This window comes from Methylocystis sp. (genome assembly GCF_051061225.1).
Lineage (GTDB): Bacteria > Pseudomonadota > Alphaproteobacteria > Rhizobiales > Beijerinckiaceae > Methylocystis.
The window spans coordinates 78,058-92,233 of record NZ_JBPFEB010000127.1 but is presented as its reverse complement, the minus strand read 5'-3'; the positions used below and the strand labels follow the sequence as shown (position 1 = coordinate 92,233).

Below are 14,176 nucleotides of genomic sequence, written 5' to 3'. Positions count from 1 at the left end.
ATGTGGATTTAAAGGCGCCCCCGCGCCGGAAGGAATTCCCCACCATGCGCTCCGTTCTCCTGTTTTCGGCCGATCGTCGCCGGTCGTTCGTCGACGCCCTGTCCAGCGGCGCGTCGGCGATCCTGCTGCGTCCGGGCGACGCCGCCGGGATGACGCGGGCCGAAGCGCTCGCCTGGGCGCGGGGGCTGATCGAGGCGGCGCGCAAGCGGGCGGAGCGGCCGCGGCTGCTCGTGGAGATCGCGCCGCTGCGAGACCCCGCCGCCGAAGAAGAGCTGGCGGCGCTCGTGATCCCCGGACTCGACGGCGTCATGCTCGGGGGCTGCGAGGGGCGGGCCGACGTCCAGCAGCTTTCCGTGCGGCTGTCGGCGCTGGAGGCGGCGGCGGACATGCCCGCCGGCGCCGTGAAAATCATCGCCCTCGCCGCCCAGACCCCGGCGGGCGTTTTCGCTCTGACCGGCTATGCGGGCGCCTCGTCGCGGCTCGCGGCGCTGGCGATGGACGAGACGCCGCTACCCGGCGGCGCGGCGGCGCGGGCGACCGCCCGCACGCTTCTGGCGCTTGCGGCCGCTGCGAGCGGCGCGCGCGCGCTCGACGCCGCGCCGCCGGCGCGGGGAAGCGCGCTGGAAGAGGCCTGCCGCGCGATCCGACGCGATGGGTTTTGCGGTCTGATGACCGCCTCGGCGGGAGATATCCCGGTGATCAACCGGGCCTTCGTCGCCGCCTGATCGACAAAAGGCCACGATCACGGCCATAGAAAAGGGACCATGACGAAAAAGACGCTCCGCACCGCCGGCCGCCTGCTCGCCGTCGCGCTGGCGCTGCCGCCCCTGACCGAAACCGCCCTTGCGCGCAGCGGCCATCCGCAGGGCGACGCCAGCGCGCCCGCCGCCGGCGCGAAGGCGCCTGCGGCGCCCGCCAATACGGAAGGGCTCGCGACGCTGCGGCTCAGCGCGACGCTCGGCCCCGCGGATACGCAGGTGGTGCGCAACGGCATCGTCTGGCGGATTTTCCAGGAGGCGGTCGAGCCCGACGGCTCCCACAAGCTCGTCGCCCAGCTCGACGAGGCGACTCCGACCGTGCCGCTGCCGGACGGCGCCTATATCGTCCACGCCGCCTATGGGCTCGCGGGCGCGACCCGGCGCGTGGTCATGGAGGGCCGGCATCTCTCCGAGCGGGTCCCGCTCAACGCCGGCGGCCTGAAGCTCATCGACATGCTCGGCGACACGCAGATCCCGCCGCAACGCCTCGCGATTTCGATCTACGTCCCCGAGCGCGGCAATTCCGAGGCCAAGCTGGTTTTGGCCAACGCCAAGGCCGCCGAGGTCATCTGCCTGCCGGAAGGGGCCTATCACATCGTCTCGACCCTGCTCGACACGACCCAGGGCGCGCAGGGCGGCAACAACGCCACCAACTCGGTGGTCACGGCGGATCTCAAGGTGCCCGCCGGCAAGCTGATCGAAGCGACGCTGAAACACCACGCCGCCACCATCACGCTCAAACTGGTGAAGGCCCCGGGCGGCGAGGCCCTCGCCAACACAAGCTTTTCCGTGCTGACGCCGGGCGGCGACGTCATCCGCGAACTGATCGGCGCGTTTCCGTCGCTGGTGCTGGCGGAAGGCGAATATGTCGCCATCGCGCGCCACGAGGGCAAAACCTATCAGAACACCTTCCGCGTGCAATCCACGAAGGACGCCGACGTGGAGGTCGTCATGAAGGACGAGAAAGTGCCGGAAGAGCCGGCGCAATAGGCTCGCGCCCCGGCGCCTCGGGGACGCAAGACGCGACAGAATCAGACAAAATCCTCGCTGTTGTCGAATCGTCATAATCGGGCGATCTTGGCCAAACCGTCGCTGATTCGAGCGATGTGTTGCGTTCCAGTCACGCGAGGAGCCGCCAGGCTCCATTTGTTCAATAAAGCGTTGGAACCTTTCAACATTCCGTGTCCTCCGGGACGGGTGTGGCTGCAACAAATTGTGGCATTTGCGCCACATGTCAGGCGTGACTGCGTCCAGGGCCTTTAGCGCGGCCCTTTCTGTCACGGCACTGTCATGCAGCCCCGGCTTGAGTGTCGCGGAAATTCACTGCTCGGGGAGTTCTCTGATGTTGCTAAGGAAATGGGCTGTCGGGGGCGTTGCTGTAGGCGCGCTTCTTTCGGCGACGGCGGCGCACGCGATCGACGCGAGCGCGATCGACGCGCGCTTGCGCGCTCTCGAATCCGAGATCGCCAAGCTGCGCAAGGAAGCGAAAGATGCGAAGGCGCAGGCCGCCAGGGCGACCAATGTCGCCAACGCCGCCGTCGTGAAGGGCGCTCCCGATCCGCACGCGCCGCCGCCGCCCCCGCCGGTCTTCGTCAATATGGGCTTCGGCAAGGGCTTGCAGATCGAGACCGAAGACAAGGAATTCATGTTCAAGGTTGGCGGCCGCCTGTTCGTGGATGGCGGCGGCACGGCCGGTTCGCCCGGCAACGGCTGGCAGGGCAATGTCGGCTTCGGCCAGGCGCGTCTCGAAGTCGAAGGCAAGATGCATTCTTGGTTCTACAAGATGCAGTACGACTTCGCGAACTCCACTGTGCAGCTTTGGAACACCAACCTGCCCAACGCGAACGTCAACACCGGCCTGGCGCAATGGTCGAACAACTACGTTACCGACCGCAACTTCCTCTGGGGTGGCTGGCGTGACGCCTATCTCGGCGTGCAAGACCCGCGTCTGTCGGCTCCGTGGCTGGCCGAGCCGGTCTACTTCAAGATCGGCAGCCAGTATGAGTCCTTCAGCTTGGAGGCGCTCGCGTCCTCGAAATATCGCGACACGATCGAGCGTCCGCTCGCGGTCGACGCCATCGCGCCGTTCCGCCACCTCGGCATCGCCGCCGGCATGATCGGCAAGGACAACTGGACAGCTCACTTCGGTCTCTACTCGCTGAGCTTCCAGGATCTGAACATGCGTCCGGTCAATACGTCGTCCGGCAACTTCGGCGTCATCGTTCCGCAGTACAACGGCGTCGGCGTCACCAACGCCAACTGGTATCAGCCCTGGGGCGGCGGCGCTTATTGGGAGGCCACCGGCCGCGTGACCTGGGCGCCGATCCGTGACGAGCACAGCCTCGTGCATATCGGCGTCGCCGGCAGCTACCACCAGCCGAACAACTCGACCGCCTATAGCGACGATCGCAACATGGCGCCCGGCAACCGCCTCGGGTCGGAAGCCAACGTCATGGGGACGAACTTCCTCGGAACCACCGATCTGTCCTGCGGACGCTTCAGGCAGAGCGGCGCCCTTTCGACGACCCCTGGCTGGAACACCTACAACGCCGCGGGGACGAACTGCGTCAAAGATATCGAAAAGCTCGATATCGAAGCCGCGGCGTCCTACAAGAACTTCTTCGTTCAGGGTGAGTATCTGCTGGCGAACTACAATCGCAACAGCGCTGCGGCCGCGACATTCGCCCAGGTGCAACTCGGACCCAACGCGACGCAAGCACAGGGCATCTACCTGTCGCCCGGAAACTCGCGTTACGTGGCGAGCGGCGGCTATGTCCAGGGCGAGTGGTGGATCACCGGCGAAGAAAAAGCGCAGTCCTACGACATGAAGGACAAGAACGGCGTCACCTTCGGCCAGTTGAAGATCAAGGACCCCTTCTCCAAGGGCGGCTGGGGCGCGTGGGGCCTGGTTGGCCGCTGGAGCGTTCTCAACCTGAACAACGGTCCGTTCTCCGGCGGGAACATCAACAATGCGCTCGCCTACGCCAACAACGCGTTCGGGTTGTTCAACGGCCCGATCGCGACCGGCGGGTCGGCCCAGGGCGCCAACGCCATCCTGTTGGCGAACGCGATCGGCAACTCTGGCATCTATGGCGGTTACCAGCAGAATGTGACGGCCGGCATCAACTGGTATCCTGACGCAGGCGTCGCCTTCCAGTTCAACGCGACTCACGTTCTGTCGCTGAAATCGCCTCTGAACTGGAATCCGCAGTCCACGTATGAGGGCGGCTCGCACCCGACCTTCCTCGAGGGACGCGTGAAGGTCTACTTCTAGTCCTCGACTCCAGTCGAGAAATCAGGCCTGCGCTCCCGAAAGGGAGCGCAGGCTGCTTTTCATGGCGAGGCTTTGCAGATAGTTTTTGTCTCAGAAGACTCGGCTGGACGGCTCGTCTGGGTCGGAAGCCTCGCAAGGAACGGGGAACTCATGAGACTTTGGGCGCTCTTCTTCGGTTGTCTGATTTTCCTGTGCGTTTCCGCCCAGGCGCAGCCGGCGAATGAATTGAGCGGATGCGTCGACCGGCAACGGGCGCAGCAATATCTCGTCGACCACAATTATGCCGAACTGCTGCGCGGCGAGGGCGCCAACGGCAAGACCGTCGCGGTCTGGACGACCGGCCTGAAAATCATCGTTTTGAACTTCCCGACGCCCAAGGTTCCGGGAAGCGACGAAGTCAAGACGGTCTGCATTGACCAGTCCGCGTCCAAGGTCGCGTTCAGCCTCGAAGTCATCGAGAAACTGATCGGCTCCGCGTCCGGCTCGACGAAGCAATAGTGGTCAGAGACGCGGTGAACAGAGTTGGAGAGGGCGCATGTTTCGTGAAATTCGACTGATTGTGGCCATCGCCGCCATCTTTCCTTTGATGGCGCCGGAGTCTTTTGCGGCTGGAGCTGTTAGCGCCCAACCCGTCGCCGGAAAGCACCGCAATTTCAAGAAAGGCTACGATGCGGGATACCGCGCCGGCTATGCGAGGGGCTACCGTCAAGCAGCCAACAACGCAAATCCCAGCCCGGCATTGGTTCCGGTCGAAATGTTCGGCGTGACAGTTTACAGGGCAAACCCTTGTTACCAGTACAACGACAGGGATTGGGCTTTTGAGAATGTCTGTTGAGGCCTTTGTCCGCTCTGGCCCCGATGGAGACGAGAGGCGCATGCTGGCGCAAAAATGACGGGCGCGCGGCGCAGGCTGGCGATATACGCCGCGCGCTCAAGCGTGGCCGTGGATGGTTGTCCAGGCTTTTCAGTTTCCATACCGCTGGCTTTCCGCCTCGGTGTCCATACGCACGTCCGCGCTTTTTGGCCCTTCATGGTTGACCGCAGCGCCGCCGTCCTGTATCGCAGTCTGGCTGCGCCGCAGCATCAGGCGCTCCAGCCGCGTAATCGGAGTTCTGCCCACCAAGGGGCCTCCGACCAGCTGTCGAGCCTTTGACGACATTTCTACCGACGGCCCGATACGCGGGGCATGTCTCCCCCTTTACCGGACATGCGACCTGCGCCCGCTCTACGGACGCGGCCGTTGATCCTTCATGAAAGAAGCTCAGTGACCACATTTTCCGATCTCGGCCTCGCCGAGATTCTGCTACGCGCCCTTGCTCACGAGGGCTATGAGACCCCCACCTCCATCCAGGCTCAGGCCATCCCCTATCTGCTGGAGGGTCGCGACCTTCTCGGCATCGCGCAGACCGGCACCGGCAAGACGGCCGCTTTCGCCCTGCCCATTCTGGAGCGCCTCGCCGCCGACCGGCGCCGTCCGGCTCCCTTCACCGCCCGCGCGCTGGTGCTGGCCCCGACGCGCGAGCTCGCCGCGCAGATCGCCGACAGTTTCCGCGCCTATGGCCAGTTCATGCGCCCGAGCGTCGGCGTCATCGTCGGCGGCGTTTCGCATCGTCCGCAGATCGACATGCTGGCGCGCGGCCTCGACGTGCTCGTCGCGACTCCGGGCCGTCTGCTGGATCATGTCGCCAGCGGCCGCATGCGGCTCGCCTCGACGGAAGTGCTCGTCCTCGACGAAGCCGATCACATGCTCGATCTCGGCTTCATCGTGCCGATCCGCCAGATCGTCGCCAAGCTCCCCAAGCAGCGCCAGACGCTGCTGTTCTCGGCCACCATGCCGAAGGAGATCGCGGGTCTCGCGCAGGACATGCTGCGTGAGCCGGCGCAGGTGTCGGTGACGCCGGTGGCGACCACCGCCGAGCGCGTGGATCAGCATGTCTTCCTCGTCGACGGCGGCGCCAAGCGCGACATGCTGATCGAACTGATGAACGACGCCGAGATTTCGCGCGCCATCGTCTTTACGCGCACCAAGCGCGGCGCGGATCGCGTGGCGCAGCATCTCGACGCCGCCGGCGTCGGCGCCGAGGCGATCCATGGCAACAAGAGCCAGAGCCAGCGCATTCGCGCCCTCGACTCGTTCCGCAAGGGCCGCACGCGCGTGCTGGTCGCGACCGACATCGCCGCGCGCGGCATCGACGTCGACGGCGTGTCCCATGTCGTGAATTACGAACTGCCGGAGACGCCGGAGGCTTACGTTCACCGCATCGGCCGCACCGCGCGCGCCGGCGCCTCGGGCCGCGCCATTTCGCTCTGCGACAATGGCGAGCGTCCGCTGCTGCGGCAGATCGAAAAGCTCACGCGCCAGTCGCTTCCGGTAACGGACCGCCGCAGCGCGGATCAGCGTCACGACGACGCGCAGCCGGCGCGTCGCGCGCCGCGCGGCGGGGCGCCGAAGAGCCATGCCGGCGCCCGCAACGCGCCGAAGCATCCGCGCCGCGAGGGGCAGCACCGCGACGGCCAGCATCCGGGCGGGCAACGCCCGGCCAATGGCCAGAAGCGCCGCGCTTTCGGCGGCGGCCGCCCGCCGGCGCGCGCGCCGCAGGGGTAAGGCTCACTTTCTGTCTCTCCCGCGTGATCGCGGGAGAGACACTCACTTCATCCCTCTCCCGCGTAACGGGGGAGGGGCTCCCCACGCCGAGCTTGCGCCTTTCCCCCGCCGCCATAGATTGAGCATGGGGTGAAAAAGGGCGGCGCATGATCTTCGATCTTCTCATTGTCGGCGGCGGAATCAATGGCTGCGCCATCGCGCGCGACGCGGCCGGGCGCGGCCTGTCCGTGCGTCTCGTCGAACAGCACGACCTCGCCAGCGGAACATCGTCCGCCTCGACCAAGCTCATTCACGGCGGCCTGCGCTATCTGGAGCTGTATGAGTTCCGCCTCGTGCATGAGGCGCTGGCCGAGCGCGAATTGCTGCTTGCCGCCGCGCCGCACATCATCTGGCCGCTGAAGTTCGTTCTGCCGCACGAGAAGGGCTTGCGCCCGGCATGGATGCTGCGGCTCGGGCTGTTTCTCTACGACCATCTCGCGCGCCGCAAGCGCCTCGAGGGGTCGCATATGATCTCCCTCAAGGGCAATGCGCTGGGCGCGCCTCTTCGCGAAAGCTACACGGTCGGATTCACCTATGCGGATTGCTGGGTGGAAGACTCGCGCCTTGTCGTTCTCAATGCGCTCGACGCAAAGGAACGCGGCGCGACGATCAGCGTCGGCGCGCGGCTGACGCGGGCCCGTCGCGAGAACGGCCGATGGCTGGCCACGCTCGAAGACGGAACGCAGATCGAGGCGCGCGCGCTCGTCAATGCGGCGGGGCCATGGGTTTCGCAAGTGATCGAAGACGCGCTGCATGTGCGCTCGCGCAAGCATGTGCGGCTGGTGAAGGGCTCGCATCTGGTGACGCGCAGGCTCCATGACGGCGCGCACGCCTATATCTTGCAGAATCCCGACGGCCGCATCGTCTTCGCCATTCCCTATGAGCAGGATTTCACGCTGATCGGCACCACCGACGTTCCTTATGAGGGTGCGCCGGGCGCCGTCGGCATCAGCGAGGCCGAGACCGAGTATCTGCTCGACTCCATCAATCACTTCCTGCGCGTTCCGGTGACACGCAACGAGATCGTCTGGAGCTATTCCGGGTTGCGGCCGCTCTATGACGACGGCGCGCTGAACGCGTCGGTGGTGACGCGCGACTACGCCTTCGATCTCGACGCGCCGGGCGGGGCGCCGCCGGCGCTCTCGGTTTTTGGCGGCAAGATCACCACGGCCCGCCGCCTCGCGGAGCACGCGCTCGACGATCTCGCGCCCTATCTGCCGCCGCATGGCGCCGCATGGACGGCGGGCGCGGTTTTTCCCGGCGGCGACATGGCGTTCGAGGAGGTCGTCGCGCGTCTTGAAAGCGAAAAGCCGTTCCTCGGCGCCAGGCTCGCGCGCCGCCTCGCCCGCGCCTATGGAACGCGCGCCGGGCAATTCCTGAAACATGCGCGCGCCATGGCGGATCTCGGGCGCGATTTCGGCTGCGGGCTCACCGAAGCGGAACTGCGCCATCTCGTCGAAAACGAATGGGCGCGCACCGCCGATGACGTGCTGTGGCGCCGCTCGAAGCTCGGGCTGCATATGAGCGAGGATCAGCAGCGGGCGCTGCGCGATTACATGGCTACTCCCTCTCCCCGCGAGGCGGGGAGAGGGCTGGGGTGAGGGGCAAAGGGGAGCAGGCGGGGAGAGGTCAACTCCCGAGCGCCGCCCGTGCGTCCGTCACCGACTCCGCCCCCTCCATCACCATGCGCGCCAGTCCCGGCGCGGCGACGGCGACGTTCTTCGCAAAGAAGCGCGACAGCGTTTCATACCGTTTCGCGTTGGGATCGTTCTCGCGACGCGCCAGCTTCGCGCCCTTCTCCAGCAGCGTGCCGCCGCGGGCCAGCGCGAACAGGCGCAGATAAGGCGTCGCGCCGGCGAGGCCCTGGGCCGGGGCGTCCTTCATCGCCCGCGCCATGTGCTCGCTCGCCTGCGCCAACGCCTCGACCGCCTCGGCAAGCGCCGCTTCGCCACTCTCGCGCGCGATGGCGCGCATGTCGTCGATTTCGCGCCGCGCCCTCGCGCCGCCCGACATGGCCAGCTTGCGGCCGGCGAGGTCGATGGCCTGAATGCCGTTCGTGCCCTCGTAAATCGCGCAGATGCGCGCGTCGCGCATGAGCTGGGCGACGCCCGTCTCCTCGATATAGCCCATGCCGCCATGAACCTGCACGGCCAGCGACGTCACGTCATTGCCGATGTCGGTCGAGAAGGCCTTGGCGACCGGCGTCAGCAGGCTCGCGCGTTCGTCCGCTTCCCTGGCCCGCGCCGGATCGGCGTCGCGACGCGCGCGGTCGATCGAGGCGGCTGTCTCGAAACAGATGGCGCGGGCGGCGGCGGTCAGGCTCGCCATGGTCAGCAGCATGCGCGCCACATCTGGGTGCTCGACGATCGCGCTGGTTTCGGACGCGCCCGGCGCGCGTCCCTGCCTGCGCTCGCGCGCATAGGCCAGCGCCGCCTGCGTCGCGCGCTCGGCCAGCGCCACGCCCTGGAGCCCCACGGAGAGGCGGGCGTTGTTCATCATGGTGAACATGCAGGCGAGGCCGTTGTTTTCCTCGCCGATGAGGAAGCCGGCGGCGTCCTCATAGATCATGGTGCAGGTCGGCGAGGCGTGGATGCCGAGCTTGCGCTCGATCCCCGCGCAGCGCACGTCGTTGCGGCGGGTGAAGGCGCCCGATGCGTCGGGCAGGAATTTGGGGACGAGGAAGAGCGAAATGCCCTTCACGCCCGCGGGGGCGTCGGGCAGGCGGGCGAGCACGAGATGCGCGATGTTGTCCGCGAGATCGTGCTCGCCATAGGTGATGAAGATCTTCTGCCCGGTGAGCCGGTAGGAGCCGTCGGGGTGGCGCGCGGCGCGCGTGCGCAGCAGCGCGAGATCGGAGCCCGCCTGCGGCTCGGTGAGGTTCATCGTCGCGGTCCATTCGCCGCTGACGATCTTGCCGAGATAGGTCTCCTTGAGCGCGTCGCTGGCGTGGGATTCCAGCGCCTCGACGCCGCCATGGCTCAACAGCGGGCAGAGCGCGAAGGAGATATTCGCCGCGTTCCAGATTTCCGTGCAGGCGGCGTTGAGCAGGGCGGGGAGACCCATGCCGCCGAAATCGGGGTCGGCCGCGATGGCGTTCCATCCGCCGGCGCGCCATTGCGCATAGGCCTCGCGCCAGCCCGGCGCGGTGATCACGGCGCCGTCGGCGAAGCGCGCGCCGATGCGGTCGCCCTCGCGGTCGAGCGGAAGCAACTGGCCTTCCGCGAATCTGGCCGCCTCGGCGAGGGTCTGCTCGGCAAGCCCGCCGGCGAGATCGGCGTAGAGTCCGTCCGCTTCCAGCGCCTCCCGGCCCGCCGCCAGACGAAGGGAGAAGACGAGATCCTGAAGCGGGGCGCGATAGGTCATTTTTTCCTCTGATGCGAATCGTCGCCGCAAATCTAGCAGGCTGCACATGGCCAACTAGGGCGCCGCGCCGGCCAGCGCGCCTGCGACGCCGTTTCGGCTTCCCGACCATGCCTTGGGGCGGGTAAAATACGACGACGCCAAAACAGGAGGCCGCCAGATATGCCGCTCTACGCGTTCCGTTGCCAGACCTGCGCCCATGAATTCGAGACGCTCGCGCGCTTCGAGGAAACCCCGGAATGCCCCGCTTGCGGCGCCGCGCAGGTGGAGCGGCAGCTTTCGCTGATCGCCAGGCCCGCCGCCGGCGGCGATACGGGAGTGGGCGAAAGCTGCGCGGCGATGGCCGGCGGGGCGCCCTGCGCAGGTTGCCCGGCGCTCGCCGACTGACGGGCGACCCTGCGGGGTGCGGGAGGAGGGGCTGTCGCAAAAGTGTTTCGCGCTATGTGCCTGACGCGGGGGTCGAAAAGCCGCGCGATCAGGCAACCGCGCCTGAGGATGCGCCGCACGAGGGCGTGGAGGTGATGCAGAATGACCTCCGCGGTCCGGTTTCGCGCGAATTATGGGGTTCTGGCCGATTTCGGCAGTTGACTTGCTGGCCTTTCGTGAGAATCTCCCGTACTTCGAAAACCCCCTTCGGGAAGCGCCTCGACCGGCTGACGGAAGGCGCCTGTTTCAATCGATGGCCGGAGATTTCGGCCACTGCCAAGGAGAACGATCCATTCGCAGGCCAATGAAGAGCATCGCGGCGCCGCAGAAGGAAGGCCCGCGCATCAATCGTGAAATTCGTGCGCGCGAAGTGCAATTGATCGATTCCGAAGGCAAGAATCATGGCATCGTGCAATTTCCGGACGCGATGACCCTGGCCGAGCAGGCCGGGCTCGATCTCGTCGAGATCGCCCCGAATTCCACGCCGCCCGTCTGCAAGATCCTCGATTACGGACGCTTCCGCTTCGCCGAGCAGAAGAAGGCCGCCGAGGCGCGCAAGAAGCAGAAGGTCGTCGAGGTCAAGGAGATCAAGCTTCGCCCCGGCATCGACGAGCACGATTACGACGTCAAGATGAAGGCCGTGCGCCGATTCTTCGAGGAAGGCGACAAGGTCAAGGTGACGCTGCGGTTCCGTGGTCGCGAGATCGCCCATCAGGACATTGGTTTCCGTCTCATGACCCGCGTGAAGGCCGAGACGGCCGACATGGCGAAGGTCGAGCTTGAGCCGTCCATGGAAGGCCGGCAGATGGTGATGGTTCTCGCGCCGAGATAAGGCGCTGCGCTCGCCGGCGTCGCCGGCGGGTATGGGGAAGGGCTGGGTTTTACAAATGTCGATTGCGCCGTCCTGGACAATTCTTTCTTGGGCGGCGGGGGCAGCCGCGTTTTTCTGCGCCGCCGCCGCGGTTTCGCCTGTCTCCGCCCAGCTCGCGCTTCCCGGCGCGGTCGAGCCCACCCCGGAGGGGTCGGTGGCTTCGCCGGCGCGGCCGAAGAAGAAGCTGAGCAGCGGCGAGATCGGCTCCGCGCGCGGCCCCGTGGTGATGCCGAAGGCCCCGTCCGAGGACACGATCATCGGCAAGACGCTGAAGCTCGACGGCAATGGCAGCGCCATCGAGTTCTCACGCGCGGGCGGCGCCGATCTGCAGATCGCCAAGCTGACCCTCTCGGGCGACCGGCTCTCCCGTTCCGGCGAGGAATGCCGCGTCGAGGTTTCGGGCATGCCGCTCAAGCTGACGCCGCGCGACAGTGGAGCCGGCCTGCGCCGCTATCAGGTCGCGTCCTTCCCGGCCTGTCCGTTCACGCTGGACGTGCTCGACGGCGCCGTTCTCGTGACCAATGACGGCAAGGCCTGCGAGATCAAGGAAGCGGATTGCCGCGCCGATCCGAGCGGCCTGTGGGGAACGCCGGAAAGCGACTTCGACCCGAAGAAGGCCGAGGAGATGCTCGGCTCCCGCGCGGCGGTCGAGAAGACCGTGCGCTCGGATTTCAAGGCCCTTTACGACCGCAACAGCAAGGACAAGCTGGTGCGCGGCTTCGTCGTGAAGGAGCAGGCGGGCTTCTCCTCCTGGCGCGAGGAAGTGTGCCGGTCCTACGCGAAGGAATCCGATTTCGGCTATTGCGCGCTGCGCCTGACGGAAGCGCGGGTCATCGCGCTTGGCGCCCAACTGGCGGGCGGCGTGAAACTCCCGGAAGGCTACGCCGAAACCGTCGCCGCCGAGGAAAGCGCGGGCAAGGCCAAGGGCAAGAAGTAAGCGGTCAGCCGCCCTTGCGCATCAGCATGCCGCGCGCCGGATCATAGGCGATGATCGCGCCGACGAGAAATACGCTCGCATAGGCGACGAGCACGGCGAGCGAGGTCCAGGCGACCTGCTGGTAGAAGGCGAAGCGGATCAACTCCACGGCGTGGGTGAACGGATTCGCCTCGCAGACGTAATAGAGCCAGGGGCTCGACTCCTTCACGCGCCAGAGCGGATAGAGCGCGGAGGAGGCGAAGAACATTGGGAAAATCACGAAGTTCATCACCCCGGCGAAGTTCTCGAGCTGCTTGATCAGCGACGACAGCAGCATGCCGAGCGCGCCGAGCATCAGTCCGGCAAGCGCCAGCGCCGGCAGCACGGTGAGATAGCCCCACTTTGTCGGCGGCTCGATTTCCCAGAAATAGGCGATGAGCAGGAAGGCGTAGACCTGCAGAATCGAGACGGCGACGCCGGCCAGCAGCTTCGACCCGAGCAGGAACCAACGCGGGAAGGGCGAGACCAGCAGCGTGCGCATATTGCCCATCTCGCGGTCGTAGACCATCGAAAGGGACGACTGCATCCCGTTGAAGAGCTGGATCATCGCCATGAGGCCCGGCGCAATATAGACCTCGTAGAGGATGTAGGTCTCGTAGGGCGGGATGATCGACACGCCGAGCACCTGCCGGAATCCCGCCGCGAAGATGAACAGCCACACCAGCGGCCGCACCAGCGCCGATATGAACCGCTCGCGCTGATGCAGAAAACGCAGCCCCTCGCGCCAGACCACGCCCCCGAGGCAGATGAGATATTGGTGAAGCGTGAAGCCGCTCTCCCTCTCCCCGCTTGCGGGGTGAGGAGCAAGGCCGCTGTGCTGACTTTCGGTCACGGACTGAGGCTTTCGGTTTTCATTGCTGATGTGGCCTGCCCCTCACCCTAACCCTCTCCCCGCAGGCGGGGAGAGGGGATTGGGGCGCCGCTCCCTCTCCTGCTTGCGGGGAGAGGGCCGGGGTGAGGGGCAGGCCCCGCCACTTACTTTGCCGCTCATGCCAGCGCCTTCTCGCTGGCGCCGGTGATCTTCGCGAAAGCGGCGCCAATGTCCCCGGCGCCGCTCTGCGCCACGATCTCCCGCGCCACGCCGTTCGCCAGCACCTTGCCCTGATGCAGGATCACCACCTGATCGTCCTCCGCGATCTCGTCGATCAGATGCGTGGTCCACAAGACGCCAAGCCCTTCGTCGCGCACGAGGCCGCGCACATGCGCGAGCAGATCGGCGCGCGCCTTGATGTCGAGGCCGACGGTTGGCTCGTCGAGCAGCAGCAGGCGGGGCTTGTGCAGCAAAGCGCGGGCGATCTCCACACGGCGCATCTGCCCGCCCGAAAGCGCCCGCGCCTTGTCAGCGCCGCGTTCCGCGAGACCCGCGCGTTGCAGCGCCTCGAGTCCGAGACGGCGCGCCTCCAGCGGGCCGATGCCGTGCAGCGCCGCGTGATAGATCAGATTTTGCATCAGGCTCAATTCGAGATCGAGCGTGCGCGCCTGAAACACCACGCCGAGTCGTCGCAACGCCGCGCCGGGCTCCCGCAGGACATTGGCGCCGAGAATGTCGATCTCGCCGCCGCGCGCGACGTAGAGGCGCGTGATGAGCGAAAACAGCGTGCTCTTGCCAGCGCCGTTCAGCCCCAGCAGTACAGTGAAGCTGCCGGGCGCGACGTCGAAGGAGACGTCATCGAGCGCCTTGCGTGGGCCATAGGAATGGCTGACGTTCCTGATGCTGAGGGCGGGAGTCGTCATGGCGCGGGTGACGTTGTCGTATGTTGGCAGGCCCCCTCCCTGTCCCTCCCCCGCTTCGCGGGAGAGAGGACCCTCCCGATCAGCAATCTTGAGGAAGGCGCCAATCTGCTCCCTCTCCCGCGCAGCGGGGGAG

General features: G+C 66.5%; 13 protein-coding genes. 10 read left to right on the top strand and 3 right to left on the bottom strand.

Annotation, left to right across the window (positions count from 1 at the left end; translation table 11 throughout):
* Positions 1-44: 44 nt before the first annotated feature.
* The 7 genes from ACR652_RS21595 to glpD all read left to right on the top strand — a co-directional run bounded on the left by ACR652_RS21595 (position 45) and on the right by glpD (position 8,277).
* Complete coding sequence (locus ACR652_RS21595) at positions 45-725, top strand: aldolase/citrate lyase family protein (protein WP_434508538.1); 681 nt, start codon at positions 45-47, stop codon at positions 723-725.
* Between the two features lie 39 nt (positions 726-764).
* The gene (locus ACR652_RS21590) at positions 765-1,748 is read left to right on the top strand and encodes a hypothetical protein (RefSeq protein ID WP_434508537.1); all 984 of its coding nucleotides are present in this window, start codon (positions 765-767) and stop codon (positions 1,746-1,748) included.
* A gap of 352 nt (positions 1,749-2,100) precedes the next feature.
* Positions 2,101-4,032, top strand: coding sequence for an OprO/OprP family phosphate-selective porin (locus ACR652_RS21585; RefSeq protein ID WP_434508536.1), 1,932 nt, complete (start codon positions 2,101-2,103; stop codon positions 4,030-4,032).
* 150 nt (positions 4,033-4,182) lie between these two features.
* Complete coding sequence (locus ACR652_RS21580; RefSeq protein ID WP_434508535.1) at positions 4,183-4,530, top strand: hypothetical protein; 348 nt, start codon at positions 4,183-4,185, stop codon at positions 4,528-4,530.
* 37 nt (positions 4,531-4,567) lie between these two features.
* Positions 4,568-4,867, top strand: a complete 300-nt coding sequence (locus ACR652_RS21575) for a hypothetical protein (RefSeq protein ID WP_434508534.1) — start codon at positions 4,568-4,570, stop codon at positions 4,865-4,867.
* A gap of 429 nt (positions 4,868-5,296) precedes the next feature.
* Entirely contained in the window at positions 5,297-6,637 is a 1,341-nt protein-coding gene (locus ACR652_RS21570) for a DEAD/DEAH box helicase (protein ID WP_434508533.1), read from the top strand.
* Positions 6,638-6,783: 146 nt separating this feature from the next.
* Positions 6,784-8,277 carry a glycerol-3-phosphate dehydrogenase gene (glpD, locus tag ACR652_RS21565; protein ID WP_434508531.1) on the top strand — a complete coding sequence of 498 codons (1,494 nt, stop codon included), beginning with the start codon at positions 6,784-6,786 and terminating at the stop codon, positions 8,275-8,277.
* Positions 8,278-8,305: 28 nt separating this feature from the next.
* Here glpD and ACR652_RS21560 read toward each other — a convergent pair whose 3' ends face one another.
* Positions 8,306-10,039: an acyl-CoA dehydrogenase gene (locus ACR652_RS21560; RefSeq protein ID WP_434508530.1), complete on the bottom strand. Its 1,734-nt coding sequence runs from the start codon at positions 10,037-10,039 to the stop codon at positions 8,306-8,308.
* 159 nt (positions 10,040-10,198) lie between these two features.
* On the opposite strand from ACR652_RS21560, the gene ACR652_RS21555 reads away from it, so the two are divergent.
* The 3 genes from ACR652_RS21555 to ACR652_RS21545 all read left to right on the top strand — a co-directional run bounded on the left by ACR652_RS21555 (position 10,199) and on the right by ACR652_RS21545 (position 12,270).
* Positions 10,199-10,423, top strand: a complete 225-nt coding sequence (locus ACR652_RS21555; protein ID WP_434508529.1) for an FmdB family zinc ribbon protein — start codon at positions 10,199-10,201, stop codon at positions 10,421-10,423.
* A 343-nt stretch (positions 10,424-10,766) separates the two neighbouring features.
* Complete coding sequence (gene infC, locus ACR652_RS21550; RefSeq protein ID WP_434508528.1) at positions 10,767-11,294, top strand: translation initiation factor IF-3; 528 nt, start codon at positions 10,767-10,769, stop codon at positions 11,292-11,294.
* A 55-nt stretch (positions 11,295-11,349) separates the two neighbouring features.
* Positions 11,350-12,270: a hypothetical protein gene (locus ACR652_RS21545; protein ID WP_434508527.1), complete on the top strand. Its 921-nt coding sequence runs from the start codon at positions 11,350-11,352 to the stop codon at positions 12,268-12,270.
* A 4-nt stretch (positions 12,271-12,274) separates the two neighbouring features.
* On the opposite strand, the gene ACR652_RS21540 is transcribed toward ACR652_RS21545, so the two are convergent.
* Together ACR652_RS21540 and ACR652_RS21535 are read right to left on the bottom strand one after the other, a co-directional pair.
* A complete protein-coding gene (locus tag ACR652_RS21540) occupies positions 12,275-13,141 on the bottom strand; it encodes an ABC transporter permease (RefSeq protein ID WP_434508526.1) in 867 nt (288 codons plus the stop codon).
* Between the two features lie 155 nt (positions 13,142-13,296).
* On the bottom strand, positions 13,297-14,043 hold the full coding sequence (locus tag ACR652_RS21535) for an ABC transporter ATP-binding protein (RefSeq protein ID WP_434508525.1): 747 nt from the start codon (positions 14,041-14,043) through the stop codon (positions 13,297-13,299).
* Between the last annotated feature and the right edge of the window lie 133 nt (positions 14,044-14,176).